Raw genomic sequence first — 20,170 nt, forward strand, 5'->3', positions numbered from 1 at the left:
CAGGCCCGACGCCTGGCCTGCGAGGCCGGGATCATCCCGGCCGTCCTCGGCGGGGCCTCCCAGGTCCTCGACCTCGGCCGTCGGCGCCGGTTCCACACCGCCTCCCAACGCATCGCGCTGGCCCTGGAACAGGGCGGCTGCACCGCCGAGGGCTGCGACTGGCCCCCGGGGATGTGTCACGCCCACCACGACACCCCCTGGTCCCGCGGTGGACCGACCGACCTCAGGAACGGCCGGCTGCTCTGTCCACGCCACCACGCCCGTGCGCACGACCCCGACTACGAGACGACCAAGCTCCCCGGCGGGAAGGTCGCCTTCACCCGGCGCTGCTGAGCCGACCGACCGCCCCGCCGCGCCGTCCATCCCGATGACGCGTTCACTACTCGTCGTCGAGCCCGCGCTCGATGGCGTAGCGGGTCAGCTCGACCCGGTTGTGCATCTGCAGCTTGCTCAGCGTGTTCTGCACGTGGTTCTGCACGGTGCGGTGAGAGATCACCAGACGTTCGGCGATCTGCTTGTAGGAGAGCCCCTTGGCGACCATCCGGAGCACCTCGGTCTCGCGCTCGGTCAGCTCGGGGTGATCGGCCGCCACGTCCTTCGCACCCGCCGGATCCGAGAGCCGGCGGAACTCGCCCAGCACCAGCCCGGCCAGCCCGGGCGTGAACACGGTGTCACCGGCCGCGACACGACGTACGGCGGCGATCAGCTCCTCCCGTGAGGCGGACTTGACCAGGTAGTCGGTCGCACCCGCCTTGACGGCCTCCAGTACGTCGGCCTGCTCGCCGGAGGCCGAGAGGATCAGCACCCGTGCCGACGGGTCCTGGCGCAGCACCTCGGCGGTGACCTCCACCCCACTGGGCCCGGGGATCTGCAGGTCGAGCACGACCACCTGCGGCGTGGTCGCCCGGAAGCGCGCCAGCGCCTCGTCACCGCTGGCTGCCACGGCGACCACGTCGAAACCCGCGGCAGCCAGGTCACGTTCGACCGCGTCGCGCCACATCGGGTGGTCGTCGACCACCATCAGCCGGACCTGTTCCTGCATCATCCGTGCTCCCTTCGGCCTCGATGGACGGCTCGCCGACCCTAGCGAGGCTCAGGACGGCGGCGGCACGTATCGGCCACGACGGTGCACGAGCGGCGCGTCGTCGTCGCCGATCGTCACCTCGTCGATGCGGCAGGTGACCAGCGTCGACCAGCCGACGTCCGTCGTGGACTCCACGCTCACCCCGACCCACGAGCCGGCCCCGACCAGCCGGGGTCCCCACGCGGTCTGCTCGAACTCGCCCTGACGGAAGACCCCGCCGGGCGCCGGTGCTGTCCCGGCGAAGCCCTCGGCCAGGTTGCGGTGCTCCCAGGCCAGCAGCGCGACCACGGCCCGACCGGTGCGTTCGAGCGCCTCGGCCAGCTCGGCATCCGGGTCCACCAGGCCCAGCACCCGCGCCGGCTCACCGTTGGCCACCATCAGCGAGGAGACGGTCAGCCCGGCCCGGTCGTTCTCGTCGCCGGCCGTCCACAGGGTGACCGCACCACCGAGGCGGCCGCGGAACCGCCGCACCGGGTCCGGCTCAGGGTCGGCGAACGGGTGGTCGGAGTGGATGGTCACTCGGCGAGCCTACGAGGCACCGACAGCACCCACTCGGTGCCGGAGGAGTCGGAGATGAGCTCGGCCGTACCGCCCAACTCGGTGAGCCGCCCCCGCACGGACTGCGAGATGCCCAGCCGACCGTCCGCCTCGGCGCGTTCCAGCCGCCCCTCGGGGATCCCCGGACCTTCGTCACGGACCGACACCTCGACCCGGTCCCCGAACTCCTCCAGCAGCACCCAGGCCGGCGCCCGGTCGCCGACGTGGGCCGCGACATTGTCCAGGCACGCCGCCACCGCGGCCACCAGCTCACGAGCGGCCCCGGCCTCGAGCAGCACCGGGTGTCCGGGCAGTACGACGGTCACCCCGGGCCGGTTCGACAGCCGGGACAGCTCATCGGCCACGTCCGCGTCGCCGGCAGGCCCCAGGGTCGTGATCGCGTCCTGGCGCTGGATCAGGGTGCGCAGCGCCGTCTCCTGCTCGCCGGCCAGCCGACCGAGCTCGGCCACCTCGCCGCCGAGCTCGACGCCCCGACGCTGGACCATGGCCAGCACCTGCAGCACGCCGTCGTGGACCGCCCGAGCCAACCGGGCACGTTCGGCCGACGCCGCCGCGGCCCGCTCGGCGACGTCGCGCTCGTCGGCCATCCGCATCAGGGAGCCCGCCATGTACCCCACGATCGGTCCACCGAGCAGCAGCAGGAAGACGTTGCCGTAGTTGGACTGGGTGATCTCCTCGCGGATCACCAGGTCGGCGCCGGCGAGCACGATCGCCGCCGCGAGCCCTCCGCGCCAGCGCCAGTGCACCGCCCAGGCCAGCAGGGCGGCCATCACCCAGAAGCCGGGCACGGTCGCCTGGAAGCCCTCCCCCTTGATCGCCGGGGAGGCCAGCAGCAGCCCCGCAGCCAGGCCCAGGTCGACGAGCAGCAGGAGCGGCGTACGTCGCTGCGGCTGGGCATACGCCCAGGTGGCGAGGGCGGTCCACCCCACCATCGCGGCCACGCACACCCAACCCGCGACCGGGCGGGCGAAGTCGTCGGGCCGGTAGAGACTCAGGACGACGGTGTTGAGCAGCACGATGCCGCGGAGCACGGCAAGGGCGCCGAAGAGTCGGTCCTCGACGGCCAGGGCAGCGGGTCCGTGACCCACGCCGGTGGAGCTCAGGACGCCTGCTTCTGGTCCCCGGCCGCTTCGGCGGCCGCGCGCTCCGCGGCCTCCTTGTCGAGCCGCTTGGACTCCTCCTTGGCCCGGGCGGCGTACATGTCGACGTACTCCTGACCGGAGAGCCGCATGATCTCGTACATGATCTCGTCGGTGATCGAGCGCAGGATGTAGCGGTCGTTCTCCATGCCCTCGTAGCGCGAGAAGTCCAGCGGCTTGCCGAAGCGCACCACCGGGCGGGTGAACGTGCCGAACTTCTTGCCCGGAGGCGCGACCACGTCGGTGCCGACCACGGCGACCGGGATCACGGGCACCTTGGTGACCAGCGCCAACCGGGCGACGCCGGTCTTGCCCCGGTAGAGCTTGCCGTCATGGGAGCGGGTGCCCTCGGGGTAGATGCCGAAGAGGTCGCCGGCGTCCAGGATCCGCTTCGCGGCGGAGAGGGCGCCCTCGGCGGCCGCGGCGCCGGACCGGTCGATGGGCACCTGGCCGACCCCGGAGAAGAACTTCTTCTGGAACCAGCCCTTGATGCCCGGGGTGTTGAAGTACTCGGCCTTGGCCACGAAGGTGACCCGGCGCGGCAACGTGAGCGGCATGAACAGCCAGTCCGCGTAGGACAGGTGGTTGCTGGCCAGGATCGCCGGGCCGGACTCGGGCACGTGGTCGGCGCCCTCGACGTGGGGCCGGAAGATCACGCGCAACAAGGGGCCGATGGCGATCCACTTCAAGAACCAGTAGAACACCGTTGCCTCCGCTTCCCAGCCGTCCACCCGTCGCGGGAAGCCTAGACCCTACGGGCCGTCCATCCCCACCCCGTCCGGCGCGTTTCGCGACGCGAGCCCCTCGACCACGCCGGTCCCGCCTCGGGCACAATGCGGCCATGACGATCCATCCGCTCGCCGTCCCCGTCTCCCGCGAAGCCCGACCCGAGTTGACCGGAGGCCGGCGAGTCGGGGTCCTGCTCAGCCACGGCTTCACCGGGTCGCCGCTCTCGATGACCCCGTGGGCCGAGCACCTCGCCGAGCGCGGGTACGCCGTGGAGGTCCCCCGGCTGCCCGGCCACGGCACCACCTGGCAGGAGATGAACACCACCGGCTGGGACGACTGGTACGGCGAGGTGACCGCCGCGCTGGAGAAGCTTGCCGCCGGGAACGATGCTGTCGTGCTGGCCGGGCTCTCGATGGGCGGGGCGCTGATGCTGCGTCTGGCCGCGGACCACCCCGACCGGGTGGCCGGCGTGGTGGTGGTGAACCCCGCCGTCTCGACCAGGCGCCTCGACGTGAAGCTCCTGCCCGTGCTCAAGCACGTCGTGCCGTCGTTCCCCGGGATCACCAACGACATCAAGAAGCCGGGTGTCGAGGAGTACGGCTACACCCGGAGCCCGCTCAAGGCGGCGCACTCGATGATGCGTGCCTGGCCGACGCTGATCGCGGACCTGCCCCGGGTGACCGCTCCCCTGCTCTACTTCCGCTCGCGGGTCGACCACGTCGTCGATGACTCCTCGCTGCCGATCATCACCGGCTCGGTCTCCTCCACCGAGATCACCCAGCGTTGGCTCGAGGAGAGCTACCACGTGGCGACGCTCGACAACGACGCGCCCCAGATCTTCTCCGAGTCCGCCGACTTCATCGCCCGGGTCACGGCCGGCTGAGCGGCTGACGGGCTGACCGACTGACGGGCTGGCCGACTGAGCGGCTGGCCGGCTGACTGACTGGCCGACTGACCGGCGTTGGCCCGGGCCACTACCCTCGAGGGGTGCAGCCCGACAGCGACGACGACGCCTGGCGCGCGATCGTCGAGAACTACGGCGACCGCGCCGACCTCGGGACCGAGACCCCGGACGCCCCCGAGGCATCGGCGGGGTCCAGTGGCCTCGACGACCTCGACCCGCCCGAAGCCACGCCCGCCCCCCTGCTGGACGAGGAGCGGTTCGTGCCCGGCTCCCCCGAGCTGCCGGCCGTGGCGCCGGACCGGCTGGCCGCCTGGAGCGGGGTCTTCGGTGCCCCGGCCGTGCTGCTGATCGCGACGGTGCTCGGCATCGGGCTGCCGGGCTGGGTCGGCTATGCGCTGGTGGCGTGGTTCGTCGGGGGGTTCGGCTACCTGGTCGCCCGGATGCCGGCCGGTCCCCGGGACCCTGGGGACGACGGCGCCCGGGTCTGAGCGACTAGCGCAACCCCGCGGCAGCGGACCTGACCAGGCCGGCCGCCCCCACCACTCCCGCCTCCGGGCCGAGCTCGGCCCGGACCAGCGGCGGCACCACCCGATGCGGGGAGCCCACCAGCGAGCGCTGCAACGCGGTACGCGCAGGTTCCAGGAGCCGGTCACCGGCCGCCGACACGCCGCCCCCGACGACCACGAGCGCCGGGTCGAACGCGGCCACGAGATTGGCCACCCCGACACCGAGCCACTCGCCGACCGAGGCGAAGGCCTGCCGGGCGACCAGGTCGCCCTCCTCGGCCGCCGCGGTCACCATCGGTCCGGTCAGCTGGTCGGGGTTACCACCGCAGAGCCGCTCCAGCAGCGTGGGCTCGAGACCGATCCGCTCACGGGCGTCGCGCACCAGCGCGTTCCCGCTGCAGTACTGCTCCCAGCAGCCGGACCCGCCACACTCGCAGGCCGCACCTTGCGGCACCACCTGCATGTGCCCGAACTCGCCGGCCATGCCGTTGCGCCCCCGGTGCAACCGCCCACCCAGGATCAGGGCGCCCCCGATGCCGGTGCCCAGGGTCAGTACGACGGCGTCGCCGGCCTGACGGCCCACCTCGCGCGCGGCACCGTGGCGCAGCTCGGCCAACGCAGCACAGTTGGCGTCGTTGTCGAGCGCGACCACCGTGCCCCAACGGTCGGCCAGCCGGGCGCGGACGTCCTCGTCGCGCCAGGGCAGGTGGGGAGCGAACAGGACGCTCTCGCCGTCCGCGTCGACGAACCCGGCTGCGGCGATGCCCACACCCGCGACCGGCTCGCCGTCGGCGACCTCGGCGACGGCCTCGCTCAGGATGTCCTCGACCAGCCGGGCCTCCACCCGACGCCCGGGCGTCGTACGCCGCGCCACCCGGCCGACGTCGCCCTCGGCGGAGACCGCGGCGGCGAGCACCTTGCTGCCCCCGATGTCGACACCGATGAACAGAGCCACCGGGCCTACCGCCGGGCCAGGTCGGCGGCGCCGATCAGCCCCGCCCGGTTCCCGAGCTCGGCCTTGCGGATCTCCAGCACCGGCCGGTGTCCGCGACCAGCCAGCTGCGCCAGGAAGGCGGCGCGGATCGGGTCCAGCAGAAGGTCCTCGGCCTCGCTGACCCCGCCGCCGATCACCACGACCGCCGGGTCCAGGATCGCGGTCAGCGAGGCGATGCCCTCGCCCAGCCAGCGACCCAGCTCGGCCAGCTGCTCGAGGGCGAAGCCGTCGCCGTCGCGGGCGGCCTCGGTGATCAGGGGGCCGGTGATCGCGGTGGCGTCTCCCCCGGCACGCTCCACCAGGTCGCGCGCCCGCGGTGACCCGCTGCCGGCGGCGTTGCGGGCCTCCCGCACCAGTGCGGAGCCACTGGCGTACTGCTCGAAACAGCCGTGGTTGCCACACCCGCAGAGGATGCCGTCGGGCACCACCCGCATGTGTCCGATCTCCGCCCCGACGCCGAACGCGCCCCGGTGGAGTTCACCGTCGAGGACGACCCCACCGCCCACGCCGGTGCCGACGGTGACCAGCAGCAGGTCGTCGACATCCTCGCCGGCGCCGAATCGGAACTCGCCCCAGGCCGCCGCGTTGGCGTCGTTCTCGATCACCACCGGCAGGTCGACCCGCGCCTCGAGGTCGGCCTTGAGGTCGAAGCGCCGCCAGGCCAGGTTGGGCGCGAAGAGCACCATGGCCCGGTTGCGGTCGACGTAGCCGGCCGCGCCGACTCCGACGGTCTCGATCCGGTGCCGCGAGGCGAGCTCGGTGACCAGGGAGGCGATCGCCTCGCCCATCGCCTCCACGTCCTCCGCGGGCGACTCGACGCGCAACTCCTCGAGGATGACGCCGTCCGCGTCCACGACGCCTCCGGCGACCTTCGTGCCGCCGACATCGATGCCGCACGCCAGCGTCATCGGTCCTCCCCCTCGGGCCAGCCCGGATCGTCGTCGAGGTCGATGTGCTCCACGCCCGTACCCGGGCGCCCCTGGCCCCGACCCGGCGCCCGACCGGGGCCACCGGCGGCGTCGTCCGGTACGGCGGTCGCCAGGATCCCGGCAGCCGCCTGCAGCAACGAGGAGGCCGCGGCGCTCAGGTGTGCGCGCACCTCGGGGCTGGCCTGACGGGCCAGGTGCACGGTGCGACAGATGGGGCAGTAGGTGCACTCGGCACTGCCGGTGGCGAGGTGCTCGTTGACCTCCCGGGCAGCGGCCGCCGCATGGCCGGCGATGTCCGAGACCCCCTGCCCGAGGTCTCCACCGTGCTCGCGCGCCCAGTCGGAGAGCGCCCCGAAGAGCTTCACGGCCTCCTCGGCCACGTTGCCGACCTCCGGGTCGCTCGTGGACGTGGGGTCCTGGGGATCGGTCACGTCGTCCTCTCCTGCGCGTCGACCAGGGTCTGCTCCTCGAACCGCACCTGCAGCTCTCCTGCTTCCACGCGAGCCCCCGCGACCCGATGGCGCGACAGGCCCGCGGGGAGCGTGAGAAGACGACGATACGACCCCACCGTGACGACCAGGTCGTCGCCGTGGCGGGCGAGGTCGACCTCCGCCCGGGTGACATTGGGCAGGCGGAGCCGCACGATCGCTCCGTCGGAGGTCCGGGTGACCCGGAACGGCCCCTCCCCGGTGGGCGCAGCCAGCGGGTCGACCCCGTCGTAGAGCGTTCTCGCCAGCTCGGTCAGCGCGGGGACGCCCACGGGCTCGCCGGTGCGGTACACCGAGCGCCACACCGGCAGGCCGGCGAACGACTGCTCGACCTGCGCGAGCACGTCGTCCTGGGCCATCACCCAGCCGGCCCGCCAGTCGTCGGCGTTCTCGGCCGGGAAGACCCGGTTGGCCACGACGCCGTCCACCCGGTAGCCGAAGAGCGACAGGGTCGTGTAGGAGCGGCGGGCCTCGGCGAGGACGACCCTCTCCGGGGTCAGCACCAGCCGGACGCTCGACTGCGGACCCGACAGCAGCCCGCGCACCTCGTCGAGCTCGGCGTGCAGCCGCTCGACGGCGTCGAAGACGTTGTCGCCGGGCATCGGCACGCCCGCGGCACGGTTCAGCACCGGCTTGAGCACCTTCACCACGCGCCGCTCGATCGGCAGCACCCGGGTCATGTACCAGCCGAGCGCCTCGGGCAGCGCAAGCAGGCGCAGGGTCTCCGCGGTGGGGGCACAGTCGACGACGATGACGTCCCACGCGTCGGAGCGGGCGTGCAGCCGGAGCTCGAGGAGCGCGAGCACCTCCTCGGCGCCCGGGATGACCGTGAGCTCCTCGGCCGCGACCGGGTCGACCCCGACGACGTCGAGCACGGTCAGCAGGTAGCGCTGGATGTCCGACCACGACTGCTCGAAGCGCAGCTGCGCATCCACCTGCTGCACGAACAGCCGGGGCGCGACCTCCGTGGGCTCGGCGCCGACCGCGGTTCCGAAGGCATCGGCCAGCGAGTGCGCCGCGTCCGTGGAGAGCACGAGGGTCCGGTTGCCGGCGGCAGCCGAGAGCGCGGCGGTGCCGGCAGCCACGGTGGACTTGCCGACGCCACCCTTGCCGGTGAACAACAGGATGCGCGCCATACGGTCGGCCCGGCTCAGCCGAGCGACTCGACGCGCTTCTTCAGACCCTTCAGCGCGGTGTCGATGAGGATCTTCTCGCCCTTGCGCTTCAGCATCCCGATCAGCGGGATGGAGACGTCCAGGGCGAGCCGGTAGGTCACCTCGGTGGACCCGTTGTCGAGCGGCTCGAGCACGTAGGCGCCGTCCAGGGCGCGCAGCATCTTGCCCTCCACCAGCGTCCAGGTGACCGAGCGGTCGGCGTCCCAGTCGTAGGAGAGCGTGTACTCGTCCTTGATCGGCGACACGTCCAGGGCGAAGAACACCTGGCTCGCGCGGCCGTCGTCGTACGTCGAGACGACATCGGCGGTGGTGACGCCCTTGGCCCACGTGGGGTAGGCGTCGAAGTCGGCGATGACGGCCATCACGGCGCCGGGTGCGGCATCGATGACGATCGAGGACGTGGTCTGCTCGGCCATGGAGCCTCCCTGGCATGTGGGCGGTGGCCCGCCGGCGTGCGCTTCGGTGAGGGAGCGTACCGGATGCGCAGACGGGCAGAACCAGGCGGTAACCTCCCCGCAGAGGCTGCGTTCCCCGTACGCCGGCAGCGTGGCGACCCAGGCAGGTTCGCCCACCCCCCACGCCCCGAGGAGGCACCGTGCGTGAGTTCTCCACGCCCCTGACCATCGAGGTGCCCGCCACGGGCAACCTCACCGACGACGTGGTGGGCAACGCACGCGACTTCCCCGACGCGGTGGCCTTCAGCCGCCAGGTCGACGGCAGCTGGGTCGACGTCACCTCCAGCGAGTTCCTGGCCCAGGTCAGCGCGGTCGCCAAGGGACTGATCGCCGCCGGCATCGAGATCGGCGACCGGGTCGCCCTGATCTCGAAGACCCGCTACGAGTGGACCCTGGTCGACTACGCGATCTGGTTCGCGGGCGCCGCCACGGTCCCGATCTACGAGACCTCCTCGGCGGAGCAGATCGGGTGGATCCTGGGCGACTCCGGGGCCCGAGCGGTGGTGGCCGAGGGAGCCGAGCACCTTGCCCGGATCAACGAGTCGCGGGCGGACCTGGACCAGCTCAACCACGTCTGGTCCATCAACGACAACGCCGTCGACGTCCTGACCCGGCTCGGCGAGGACGTCTCGGACGCCGAGCTGGAGAAGCGTCGTACGGCGGCCACGCCGCTGGACCTGGCGACGCTGATCTACACGTCGGGGACCACCGGCCGCCCCAAGGGCTGCATGCTCACCCACGGCAACTTCATGTTCGAGCTGGGCGTGGCCGTCGACGAGCTCGAGCAGCTCTTCGGCTCCGAGGAGGGCGCGACGCTGCTCTTCCTGCCGTTGGCCCACGTCTTCGCCCGGATCATCCAGATCGGCGCCGTGAAGTCCCGTACCCGCCTGGGGCACAGCAGCGACATCAAGAACCTCCTCGCCGACCTGCAGGAGTTCCGCCCGACCTTCGTCCTCGCCGTCCCGCGGGTCTTCGAGAAGGTCTTCAACACCGCCTCCCAGCGCGCGGCCGCGGACGGCCGCGGACGGATCTTCAACCGGGCGGCGGAGGTGGCCATCGCCCACTCGCGTGCCCGGGACAAGGGTCGGGTGCCGGTGGCCGTACGCGCCCAGCACGCCGCGTTCTCCCGGCTCGTCTACGGCAAGCTCCGCGACGCCCTGGGCGGCCGCTGCGTCTTCGCCGTCTCCGGCGGTGCTCCCCTGGGCGACCGACTCGGCCACTTCTACCGCGGCATCGGCCTGACCATCCTCGAGGGCTACGGCCTCACCGAGACCACGGCAGCGCTCACCGTGAACCTGCCGGACGCCCACAAGATCGGCACCGTCGGGCGCCCGCTGCCCGGCACCGCCGTCCGCATCGCCGACGACGGCGAACTGCTCTTCCGGGGCGGTCAGGTCTTCGCCGGGTACTGGGACAACGAGGAGGCCACGGCCGAGGCCCTCGAGCGCGACGGCTGGTTCCACACCGGCGACGTCGGCGAGGTCGACGACGAGGGGTTCGTCCGGATCACCGGACGCAAGAAGGAGATCCTGGTGACCGCGGGCGGCAAGAACGTCGCTCCCGCCGTACTGGAGGACCGCCTGCGGGCGCACCCGCTGGTCAACGAGTGCATGGTCGTCGGGGACGGCCAGCCCTTCATCGCCGCCCTGGTCACCATCGACCGCGAGTCGTTCTCGAGCTGGGCCAGCACCCACGGCAAGCCCGACGACGTGTCGGCCTGCCTGGACGACGAGGACCTGCGCCGCGAGATCGCGGGAGCGGTCGAGGAGGCCAACCGGGCGGTCTCCCGGGCCGAGGCGATCCGGAAGTTCCAGATCCTCGCCGAGGAGTGGACCGAGGAGGGGGGACACCTCACCCCCAGCCTCAAGCTCAAGCGCAACGTCGTGATGCGCGAGTTCCGCGACGAGGTCTCGGCGCTCTACCCCTCCTGAGTCCCGCTGAGCGGTACTCGAGGCACGGACTTCGGCGATTGCGTCACCCTCCGACGAGCTCGTCTCCTAGAGTGGCCCGTGGGGCCGGCGCGAAGCCGGGGGAGGCGCGGCATCAGGCTGGCCTGCTACAGGGTCGTTCACCCGACATGATGTGAGCGACCGCGAGGGAAAAGGGTGCCGCACATGGATCGACGCAGGATTCTGCTCGTGGCAGCAGCCCTGGTGGCTGCGCTGGGCACGCTGCTGGTGTTCCTCTATGTCAGGGGCGCCGACACGCGGGCTGAGCAGCGGTTCGACACCGTCGACGTACTGCGCGCGACCGCCGTGATCGAAGCCGGGGAGACCATCGAGAGCGCCAGCGCGAACGCCAAGCTCGAACTGCAGGCGGTCCCGCAGGACCAACTGATCGAGGGGTACCTCACCAGCATCGACCAAGTGGCCGGCCAGGTGGCCCTCACCCAGATCTACCCGGGCGAGCAGATCATCACCAGCAAGTTCGGTGGCGCCGGTGAGAGCACCTCCAGCCTGCAGATCCCCAAGGGCAAGCTCGCCATCTCGGTGAACCTCACCGACCCGGCCCGGGTGGCCGGCTTCGTGAACCCGGGCTCGCAGATCGCGGTCTTCGTCAACGGCACCGACCTCGACAGCGGGGAGTCCTACACCCGCCTGCTGCTCCAGCGGGTCACGGTGCTCGGCGTCGGTTCGACGACGCTGATCTCCACGACCACCACCGATCCCGGGGGCCAGCAGACCACCGAGCAGCTGCCGCGCACCCTGCTGACCATCGCGGTCGACCAGGACGAGGCGCAGCGCGTGCTCTACGCCTCCAGCAACGGCGAGCTGGCCTTCGGCCTCCTCACCCCGACCAGTTCGGTCGGTCGCAGCCCCGGGGTGACCGGGCAGAACCTCTTCGAGTGACGTCCAGTGCCTGCCGCTGTTGATCCCGACACTGCCACGCTGACCTCGCTGCTGACCGCGCTCCCCAGCAGCGCGCACGGCGTCGAGTCAGTCGACCGCCTGATGGTCTGGCTTCCCGACCACACCGGGGAGTACGTCGTCGTCCTCGGTCCGAACCTCCCGATCGAGGAGGCCGTGACCCTCTGCGAGCGGTTGCGCGTCTCCCGCCCGACGATCAGCGTCGTGCTGGTCCGGCACACGCTCGAGACCCACGACCTGACCGCGGCGATGAAGGCCGGCGCCCGCGACGTCGTGACGTACGACGACCACACCGCGCTCACGGGAGCCGTCCGCCGGGCGCACGAGCTCTACGTCGCCCTGCGCGGCCCGACCGGCGCCCTGCACACGGGCAAGATCGTCACCGTCTTCTCCCCCAAGGGCGGGGTCGGCAAGACCACGATGGCGGTCAACCTGGCGCTCGCGCTCACCGATCGTGGCGCGCGCCGGGTCTGCCTGGTGGACCTGGACCTGGCCTTCGGGGACGTCGCGATCACGCTGCAGCTCTTCCCCACGCACTCGATCGAACAGGCCGTGGGCTCCGAGGACACGCTCGACGAGCAGATGCTGACCGGCCTGCTCACCCGGCACCACGACTCGCTGATGGTGCTGGCCGCCCCGAGCCACCCCGACGTGCACGAGCGCATCACCAGCGCGCTGGTGCAGCGGGTGCTCCGTACGCTCCAGGAGTCGTTCGACTACGTCGTCGTCGACACGGCCCCGGCGTTCGACGAGCAGACCCTCGCGGCCCTCGACGAGACCGACGAGTGCGTCATCGTCGCGACTCTCGACGTACCGACCCTGAAGAACGTCAAGGTCGCGCTGGAGACCCTGGAGATGCTCAACGTCGCCCAGGGCCACCGGCACCTGCTGCTGAACCGGGCCGACGACGCCGTGGGCATCGGCCCCGACAAGGTGGAGACGATCCTCGGGATGAAGGTCGTCACCCAGATCGCCACCGCGATGGACATCGCGGCCTCCACGAACGCCGGCAACCCCATCGTCAGCGGGTCCCCGGGCCACCCCTCCAGCGTGGCGCTGCGTCGACTCGCGACCTTGCTCGCCGGTGAGCCCGCTGCCCCCGACCAACCCGTCCTCGACGCGAGCCCGGGCAGCGAGAAGCCCGACAAGGCTGAGCGCTCGTCCCGACGCTTCAAGATCCGCAGGTGACCCGATGAGTCTCGCCGAACGCCTTGCCGCCGCCCGTCGCGTGGCCGAAGCCGAAGCCGCGGCCCGAGCCCTCGCAGCCGGGGTCGACCCCGCCGCCGACCCCGCCGCCGCCGGCTCGGCGCACGACTCGGGGGACGCCGGGCTCACGGGCACAGACCCGTCGAGTGCCGCGACCGACCGACCGGGCGCCCCGCTCCCGCCGATGGCGAGCAGCCCCGCTCCCCCGGCGCCGCCGACCCCGGAGACCGCCCAGGCGTCGTCCCCGGCGTCGTCCCCGGCCCAGCAGCGGTCGCTGGCCCAGCAGAAGAGCCGGATCGAGGAGCTCAAGGGCAGCGTGCACGGTGAGCTGCTCAAGCAGCTCGGTCCGCACCTCTACGACTCCAACATGGAGCAGAAGGAGCTCGACCAGCGCGTGCGGTCGGTGCTCGCGGACGTCCTCGCCTCGCAGGACCGCCCGCTCAGCAACAGCGACCGGGCACGGGTCACGCTCGAGATCAGCGACGACATCCTCGGCTACGGCCCGATCGAGCCCTACCTGCGTGACCCCGAGGTCTCCGAGATCATGGTCAACGGCCACGACAGCGTGTGGCTGGAGAAGAACGGACAGCTGATGGCTGCTCCGGCCCAGTTCCAGGACGAGGACCACCTGCGCCGCACGATCGACAAGATCGTCTCCCGCATCGGGCGTCGGGTCGACGAGTCCAGCCCCATGGTCGACGCCCGCCTGCCCGACGGCAGCCGCGTGAACGCCGTGGTGCCGCCGCTGGCCATCGACGGCTCCGCACTGACGATCCGGAAGTTCTCCGCCGACCCGCTGACCGCCGCCGACCTGATCCGGTTCGGCTCCCTGACACCGCGCTCCTGCGAGTTCCTGGACGCCTGCGTCCGTGGCCGGCTGAACGTGATCGTCTCCGGCAGCACGGGCGCCGGCAAGACCACCACCCTCAACGTGCTGTCGTCGTTCATCCCCGACGACGAGCGCATCGTGACCATCGAGGACGCCGCCGAGCTCCAGCTCAAGCAGGCGCACGTGGTTCGGCTGGAGTCGCGTCCCTCGAACATCGAGGGCAAGGGCGCGGTGGACATCCGCGACCTGGTGAAGAACAGCCTGCGCATGCGGCCCGACCGGATCATCGTCGGCGAGGTGCGTGACGCCTCGGCCCTCGACATGCTCCAGGCCATGAACACCGGGCACGACGGCTCCATCTGCACCGTGCACTCGAACGGCCCGCGCGACACGCTGGCCCGGATCGAGACCATGGTGCTGATGGCCGGGATGGACCTCCCGGTGCGGGCGATCCGCGAGCAGGTCGCCTCCGCGGTCGACCTGATCGTCCACCAGACCCGGTTCAAGGACGGGTCTCGCCGGATCACCCACATCACCGAGGTGGAACGCATGGAGGGTGACGTGATCACGCTCCAGGACGTCTTCGTCTACGACCACACGGCCGGGTTCGACCAGGACGGCAAGGCGCTCGGCTCGCTGCGCTCGACGGGGCTGCGGCCCAAGTTCCTCGAGAAGCTGGCCTACGCCAACGTCAGCGTCGATCCGCTGCTCTTCGCTCCGAGCGCGGGCTGACATGGACCGGTTGTCACGCTCGGTCTCCCGGGTCGTCGGCGCACTGGCGCTGGCCTGCCTCGTCGTCCTCGCCGGCGCCCCGTCCGCCGTGGCGGCCGACCGGGCCTCCATCTCCTACGTCGAGAGCAGCGGCGACCGGCTCGAGATCCTGGTCTCCGTGCCCCCCGGGGTCGAGGTCGACCTCGACGCCGTCGGCGTGACGATCGACGGCGAGCCGGCCGACACCACCGCCGTCGACGCCGCGTCCGCCACTCAGGTACGGCGCACGGCCGTGCTCGTCATGGACACCAGCAACTCCATGCGGGGCGCCCGGTTCGAGGGTGCACAGAACGCCGCCCGCGCCTTCCTCGACTCCGTTCCCGACGACGTCTTCGTCGGCATCGTCTCCTTCGCCGGCACGGTGACCGAGGCCCTCGAGCCGACCCTCGACCGGGATGCCGCCCGCGCGGTGGTGGACTCGCTCGAGCTGAGCCGGAAGACCCGCCTCTACGAGGCCGTCCTCGCCGCCGTGACAATGGCCGGCGACGACGGACAGCGCAACCTGGTCGTGCTCTCCGACGGCGCCGACACCACGGACACTCCGCTCACGAGCGTCACCGAGGCCATCAGCGGCCAGGACGTGCTCGTCGACGTGGTCTCGGTGCGCGCCAAGGCGAAGCCGGACCCCTCGCTGCTCGCCCTGGCCGAGGCCGGCGAGGGCGCCGTGATCGGAGCCGACGCCGCGGACCTCGCCGCCGCCTTCTCGGCGGAGGCCGAGGTGCTGGCCCGGCAGATCCTGGTCACCGCTCGGATCCCTGCCGTGGTCGAGGCCCTGGAGGCGACCGTCGCGGTGAGCCTCCCGGTCGGCGAGGACACCCTCTCGGCCCGCGCCTTCACCACGCTGCGCACGGCCGGCGAGCCGGACCCGCCCGGGGTCCTGCCCTCGGCGAGCGACGACTGGTCGGTCCCGGCCTGGACGATGTACGCCGGTGTGGCCGGCGTGGGGGTGGGACTGATCGCGCTCCTGGTGCTCCTGGTGCCGCCGTCGACCCCCCACCCGATGAGCGCCGAGCGTCGCGTGGCGACCTACACCGAGCGTCTCGGCGGACGTCAGGGCCCCGAGGCCGCCAAGCGCGAGTCCGACCCCGCACTCGCCCAGGCCAAGCAGGCTGCTGCGACCGTGCTCGGGCGCAGCGGAGGGCTGGAGCAGCGGATCGCCGTACGTCTCGAGGGTGCGGGCAGCAACCTGAGGCCGGCCGAATGGCTGCTGGTGCACACGGCGATCTTCGCGGGCTCCGGAGCCGTCGGCCTGCTCCTCGGAGCCGGCAGCCTGCTGACGGGCATCTTCTTCCTCGTCCTCGGCGCCGTGCTCCCCTGGATCTACCTCGGCCTCCGCCAGTCCCGACGGCGCAAGGCCTTCAACGCCTCCCTGCCCGACACCCTGCAGCTGATGTCGGGATCGTTGGCCGCCGGGCTCTCACTCCAGCAATCGGTCGACACCATCGTCCGCGAGGGCGTGGAACCGATCGGCTCCGAGTTCAAGCGGGTGCTGGTCGAGACCCGGCTCGGCGTCTCGCTCGAGGACGCGTTCGACGGGGTAGCGGAACGCTTCGACAGCAAGGACTTCGCCTGGGTCGTGATGGCCATCAAGATCCAGCGTCAGGTGGGCGGCAACCTCGCCGAGCTCCTGGAGACGGTGGCCGGCACCATGCGCGAGCGGGAGTACATGCGGCGCCAGGTCGACGCCCTCGCCGCGGAGGGCAAGCTCTCCGCCTGGGTCCTCGGCGGACTGCCGCCGGTCTTCCTGCTCTATCTCGTGGTCGCGAACCGGGACTACGTCATGCCCCTCTTCACGGAACCGCTCGGGTGGCTCATGCTGCTGGGTGCGGGAGTCCTGCTCTCGCTGGGTGTCTTCTGGATGAGTCGTCTCATCAAGGTGGAGGTCTGACGTGATCCTGCTCTTCGTGATGGGTCTGGCCCTCGTCGTGTCCGCGCTCGTCCTGCTCAGCCTGGCGCTCAACGAGGGCGAAGGCCATGGCGTGACCCGCTCGCTGGCACTGCTGCAGGCGATGACGGCGGCCCCCAAGGAGCTCACCGAGGACCTCGACCGGCCCTTCGCCGACCGGGTGCTGCAACCGCTCCAGCAGCGTGCACTGCGCCTGGGACGGCGGCTCTCGGGCGCCGACAGCGCCGAGCGCATCCGACGCAAGCTCGAGGTGGCCGGCAACCCGGCCGGGTGGACCGTCGACCGGGTGGTGGGCGGCAAGGTCCTCGGCGCGGTCGTCGGTCTCGTGGTGGCGCTGCTGTTCTCGCTGATGCTCGGAGCGGGGCTGCCGGTGCGTCTGGTGGTGGTGCTCGGGGGTGCCGTGGCCGGCTTCTTCGCGCCGAGCATGTTCCTGTACCAGAAGGCCTACGACCGGTCCGCGCAGCTCCAGCGGGAGCTCCCCGACGCGATCGACCTGCTCACGATCAGCGTCGAGGCCGGGCTCGGCTTCGACGCCGCGATCCAGCAGGTCGCCCGCAACACCGAGGGTCCGCTCGCCGACGAGTTCGCCCGGGTGCTGCGTGAGATGCAGATCGGACAGGGGCGCTCGATGGCGTTGCGTGGTCTGGCCGACCGCACCAACGTGCCGGACGTGCGCACCTTCGTCGGCGCCATGGTGCAGGCCGACGCGTTCGGCATCCCGATCGGACAGGTGCTGCGCGTGCAGTCCTCCGAGATCCGGGTCAAGCGTCGGCAACGGGCCGAGGAGAAGGCCCAGCAGGTGCCGGTCAAGATCACGGTCCCGCTGATCTTCTGCATCCTGCCCTGCCTGTTCATCGCCGTGATGGGACCGGCGGCCATCAGCATCATGGACAGCTTCAGGTGACGGTTGCGAATCGACAGTTCACCCGGCTGAGCGCTCTGGCCCGGGCGTTCGGCATCGTCGCCCTGCTGGCGCCGGTGCTGTGGTCGCGCGACCAGCCCGCGCTCTACGCCCTGATGGCGATCGGCGCGATCTGGACCGGCGCCCAGCTCGTGGAGATGCGCACCCGGATCAGCCCGATCAGCTCGGCGGTGGTCGAGGGGGCGCTGGTGGGAGCGGTCTGCGGCTTCTCCATCCACACCTCGCTGGCGGTCATCGGAGCCCTCGCCCTGCCGCCGTTCACGGCCGGGCTCAGGTCGGGCTGGCGCGGCGCGACGTTCGCCCTGTGTGCCCAGCTGGTCTCCGTGGTGATCATCGCCTTCACACTCTTCGGCGAGCTCTCGGCCGAGCAGAGCTTCGGCGCCTTCACCTGGTGCGTGACCGGCCTCGGTCTGGGCCTGATCGCCGGCTTCGTGCACTCCACCATCCGCCAGTCCCCCAACCCGCTGGGCCCCTACCTCTACGCGCAGTCGTTGATCCGCGAGCTGATCGGGCTCTCCGGCGGGCTGAGTTCGGGTCTGGACCCGGTGGCCCTCGGCGGCGTGATCCTGAGCGCGGTCCGCGACGACCTGCCCACCGTGGGGCTGGTCATGTACGTCCCTCGCGGCGACACCCTCACCCCGCTGATCACCGAGGCGACCCCCGACGCCTTCGACCTCTCCGCGTGCGACGACCTGGCCCTGGAGTCCTGGGCACTGAGCCGGCCGATGACCTCGGGGCGCGTCTTCGCCCTCCCGCTGCTCACCGAGGCCGGCACCACGGCGGTGGTCGCCGGCCTGCTCTCCGACCGCCTGGACCTCGGCCGGCTGGGCCTCGAGGAACGCCTCCAGGCTCTGCTGGTCCACCTCGAGGTCGGCGCCGTCCACCTCGACACCGCCCTGCTCTTCGCCGCCTTCCGCGACTCGGCCACGGCCGAGGAGCGACGCCGACTGGCGCGCGAGATGCACGACGGCGTCGCGCAGGACATCGCCTCGCTGGGCTACCTGGTCGACGCCCTCGCCGCACAGCCCACCTCGCCGGAGCAGGCCGAGCGGATCCAGGATCTGCGCAAGCGCGTCACCGCCGTGGTCGCCGAGGTACGGCGCTCGGTGGTCACCCTGCGCACCAGCGTCGGGGCCAGCGAGAGCCTGGGCACCGCCATCGGCTCGATCGCCCGCAACCTCACCGAGGTGTCCGGCGTCCCGATCCACGTCACCCTGGACGAGCTCACCACCCGGTTGCGCTCCGAGGTCGAGGCCGAGCTCTTCCGGATCGCGCAGGAGGCGATGACCAACGCCGTACGACACGCCCGCGCGAAGAACATCCGGGTGCACTGCCAGGTGCACGCCCCGGCGGCGGTCATCACGGTCTCCGACGACGGCCAGGGCATGCAGCGCGGTCGCCCCGACTCGCACGGACTCGCGATCATGCGCGAGCGTGCCCTGCTCATCGACGCCGAGCTCAGCATCGGCACCAACCGGGCCGGTGGCACCACCGTCACCGTCCGAACTCCGGGCGCTCCCGGCGGCATGCCCCCAACATCGGGATCGAGTGCGATAGTAAAGGTATGAGCGAGCAACCCACCCGCGTCCTGCTGGTCGACGACCACGCGCTGATCCGAACCGGTCTGGCGGGCGTCTTCGACCTCGAGGACGACATGACGATCGTCGGCGTCGCGGGCAGCGTCGCCGAGGCCTTGGCGAAGTACGACGAGCTGAAGCCCGACGTGGTCGTGGCCGACCTGCAGCTGCAGGACGGCACGGGTCTGGACATCATCCGGGCGATCCGCAAGGACAGTCAGTCCACCGGGCTGATCGTGCTCACCATGCACTCGGGCGACGACCAGATCTTCGCGGCCATGGAGGCCGGGGCCTCCGGCTTCGTCGGCAAGGACGCCCCCTCCTCGGAGGTCGTCAAGGCAGCCCGGCACGCGGCCGTCTCCCCTCGCTCGTTCGTCTGCGCCGGCCTCGTCGGTGCGATGATGCGCCGCAGCAGCGCGAGCTCCAGCAAGCTCTCCGAGCGCGAGCACGAGGTGCTCCTGCTCCTGGCCGACGGCCTGGGAGCCGCCGCCATCGGCGAGCAGCTCTTCATGAGCGAGTCGACCGCCAAGTCCCACATCGCCCGGATCTACCAGAAGCTCGGAGCGAGCAACCGCGCCCAGGCGCTGGTGACCGCGATGCGGATCGGACTGCTCTCCAGCGTCCGCCCCACCGGCCAGTGAGTCCCGCCCGCTGCGCGGACCGGGGACTGGCATAGTCCTAAATGACTAGACAGGTCCACACGTTCTCCCGGTTCACCCGCAGCAGGCAGCAGCCAGACTGGGAGCATGAGGCATTGGGACCTCGTCGGAGCATGACGATTCGAATTTTCTAGAGGGAGAACAACAACCATGGTCGACTACCTGCGCATTCTGCTGAACGCCCGCTTTGCCAAGATGGACGAGCGCGGCGCCTCCGCGGTCGAGTACGGCCTGCTGATCGCCGGCATCGCCGCGCTGATCGTCGTGGTCGTGTTCGCCTTCGGCAGCAACCTGAAGGAGATCTTCACCAACACCTGCAAGTCCGTCGGCAACGGCACCGGCGCCTCCGGCACCGGCAGCTGCTGACCGAACTCCGACCAGCGGGCGTTGGCATGGGGGTCAACAGCCACGGTCTGTTGGGCCACCACCGCTGACCCGAGAGACGTCGACCGCGAGCTTCGGCTCGCGGTCG

Annotated in this window: 21 protein-coding genes; 12 read left to right on the forward strand and 9 right to left on the reverse strand. The window is 71.5% G+C overall.

Annotation, left to right across the window (positions count from 1 at the left end):
- A partial coding sequence (locus ABZE72_RS08395; protein ID WP_372728564.1) for an HNH endonuclease signature motif containing protein occupies positions 1–333 on the forward strand: 333 nt, incomplete at its 5' end.
- Between the two features lie 46 nt (positions 334–379).
- Here the strand turns inward: ABZE72_RS08395 and ABZE72_RS08400 are convergent.
- From ABZE72_RS08400 to ABZE72_RS08415, 4 genes are read right to left on the reverse strand one after another with little or no spacing between them, the layout of a single operon-like run.
- Entirely contained in the window at positions 380–1,045 is a 666-nt protein-coding gene (locus tag ABZE72_RS08400; RefSeq protein ID WP_372728565.1) for a response regulator, read from the reverse strand.
- A 48-nt stretch (positions 1,046–1,093) separates the two neighbouring features.
- Positions 1,094–1,603: a flavin reductase family protein gene (locus ABZE72_RS08405; protein ID WP_372728566.1), complete on the reverse strand. Its 510-nt coding sequence runs from the start codon at positions 1,601–1,603 to the stop codon at positions 1,094–1,096.
- On the reverse strand, positions 1,600–2,730 hold the full coding sequence (gene macS / locus ABZE72_RS08410; protein WP_372728567.1) for a MacS family sensor histidine kinase: 1,131 nt from the start codon (positions 2,728–2,730) through the stop codon (positions 1,600–1,602). The genes ABZE72_RS08405 and macS overlap by 4 nt, the downstream gene beginning before the upstream one ends.
- 11 nt (positions 2,731–2,741) lie before the next feature.
- Positions 2,742–3,485 carry a lysophospholipid acyltransferase family protein gene (locus ABZE72_RS08415; RefSeq protein WP_372728568.1) on the reverse strand — a complete coding sequence of 248 codons (744 nt, stop codon included), beginning with the start codon at positions 3,483–3,485 and terminating at the stop codon, positions 2,742–2,744.
- Between the two features lie 137 nt (positions 3,486–3,622).
- Here ABZE72_RS08415 and ABZE72_RS08420 point away from each other — a divergent pair, with 137 nt between their 5' ends.
- Positions 3,623–4,393, forward strand: coding sequence for an alpha/beta hydrolase (locus tag ABZE72_RS08420; RefSeq protein ID WP_372728569.1), 771 nt, complete (start codon positions 3,623–3,625; stop codon positions 4,391–4,393).
- A gap of 104 nt (positions 4,394–4,497) precedes the next feature.
- A complete protein-coding gene (locus ABZE72_RS08425) occupies positions 4,498–4,902 on the forward strand; it encodes a hypothetical protein (protein WP_372728570.1) in 405 nt (134 codons plus the stop codon).
- A 4-nt stretch (positions 4,903–4,906) separates the two neighbouring features.
- Here ABZE72_RS08425 and ABZE72_RS08430 read toward each other — a convergent pair whose 3' ends face one another.
- From ABZE72_RS08430 to ABZE72_RS08450, 5 genes are read right to left on the reverse strand one after another with little or no spacing between them, the layout of a single operon-like run.
- Positions 4,907–5,875, reverse strand: coding sequence for an ROK family protein (locus ABZE72_RS08430; protein WP_372728571.1), 969 nt, complete (start codon positions 5,873–5,875; stop codon positions 4,907–4,909).
- Between the two features lie 5 nt (positions 5,876–5,880).
- Positions 5,881–6,822, reverse strand: coding sequence for an ROK family glucokinase (locus tag ABZE72_RS08435; protein WP_372728572.1), 942 nt, complete (start codon positions 6,820–6,822; stop codon positions 5,881–5,883).
- On the reverse strand, positions 6,819–7,274 hold the full coding sequence (locus ABZE72_RS08440) for a hypothetical protein (protein ID WP_372728573.1): 456 nt from the start codon (positions 7,272–7,274) through the stop codon (positions 6,819–6,821). Before ABZE72_RS08440 ends, ABZE72_RS08435 begins: the two co-directional genes overlap by 4 nt.
- The gene (locus ABZE72_RS08445; RefSeq protein ID WP_372728574.1) at positions 7,271–8,467 is read right to left on the reverse strand and encodes an ArsA family ATPase; all 1,197 of its coding nucleotides are present in this window, start codon (positions 8,465–8,467) and stop codon (positions 7,271–7,273) included. Before ABZE72_RS08445 ends, ABZE72_RS08440 begins: the two co-directional genes overlap by 4 nt.
- A 14-nt stretch (positions 8,468–8,481) precedes the next feature.
- Positions 8,482–8,922, reverse strand: coding sequence for an SRPBCC family protein (locus ABZE72_RS08450; RefSeq protein ID WP_372728575.1), 441 nt, complete (start codon positions 8,920–8,922; stop codon positions 8,482–8,484).
- 179 nt (positions 8,923–9,101) lie between these two features.
- Between ABZE72_RS08450 and ABZE72_RS08455 the strand changes: the two genes are divergently transcribed.
- The 9 genes from ABZE72_RS08455 (at position 9,102) to ABZE72_RS08495 (ending at position 20,064) form a co-directional block, all read left to right on the forward strand.
- On the forward strand, positions 9,102–10,892 hold the full coding sequence (locus ABZE72_RS08455) for a long-chain fatty acid--CoA ligase (RefSeq protein ID WP_372728576.1): 1,791 nt from the start codon (positions 9,102–9,104) through the stop codon (positions 10,890–10,892).
- A 183-nt stretch (positions 10,893–11,075) separates the two neighbouring features.
- On the forward strand, positions 11,076–11,810 hold the full coding sequence (cpaB, locus tag ABZE72_RS08460) for a Flp pilus assembly protein CpaB (protein ID WP_372728577.1): 735 nt from the start codon (positions 11,076–11,078) through the stop codon (positions 11,808–11,810).
- A gap of 6 nt (positions 11,811–11,816) precedes the next feature.
- Entirely contained in the window at positions 11,817–13,016 is a 1,200-nt protein-coding gene (locus tag ABZE72_RS08465) for an AAA family ATPase (RefSeq protein WP_372728578.1), read from the forward strand.
- Between the two features lie 4 nt (positions 13,017–13,020).
- Positions 13,021–14,595, forward strand: coding sequence for a CpaF family protein (locus tag ABZE72_RS08470; RefSeq protein WP_372728579.1), 1,575 nt, complete (start codon positions 13,021–13,023; stop codon positions 14,593–14,595).
- A 1-nt stretch (position 14,596) separates the two neighbouring features.
- Complete coding sequence (locus tag ABZE72_RS08475) at positions 14,597–16,522, forward strand: type II secretion system F family protein (protein ID WP_372728580.1); 1,926 nt, start codon at positions 14,597–14,599, stop codon at positions 16,520–16,522.
- Between the two features lies 1 nt (position 16,523).
- Positions 16,524–17,444, forward strand: a complete 921-nt coding sequence (locus ABZE72_RS08480) for a type II secretion system F family protein (RefSeq protein ID WP_372728581.1) — start codon at positions 16,524–16,526, stop codon at positions 17,442–17,444.
- Entirely contained in the window at positions 17,441–19,030 is a 1,590-nt protein-coding gene (locus ABZE72_RS08485) for a sensor histidine kinase (RefSeq protein ID WP_372728582.1), read from the forward strand. Before ABZE72_RS08480 ends, ABZE72_RS08485 begins: the two co-directional genes overlap by 4 nt.
- Complete coding sequence (locus ABZE72_RS08490) at positions 19,027–19,680, forward strand: response regulator (protein ID WP_372728583.1); 654 nt, start codon at positions 19,027–19,029, stop codon at positions 19,678–19,680. The genes ABZE72_RS08485 and ABZE72_RS08490 overlap by 4 nt, the downstream gene beginning before the upstream one ends.
- A gap of 168 nt (positions 19,681–19,848) precedes the next feature.
- Entirely contained in the window at positions 19,849–20,064 is a 216-nt protein-coding gene (locus tag ABZE72_RS08495; RefSeq protein WP_372728584.1) for a Flp family type IVb pilin, read from the forward strand.
- Positions 20,065–20,170: the final 106 nt, after the last annotated feature.

The organism is Nocardioides sp. (assembly GCF_041600255.1).
GTDB lineage: Bacteria > Actinomycetota > Actinomycetes > Propionibacteriales > Nocardioidaceae > Nocardioides.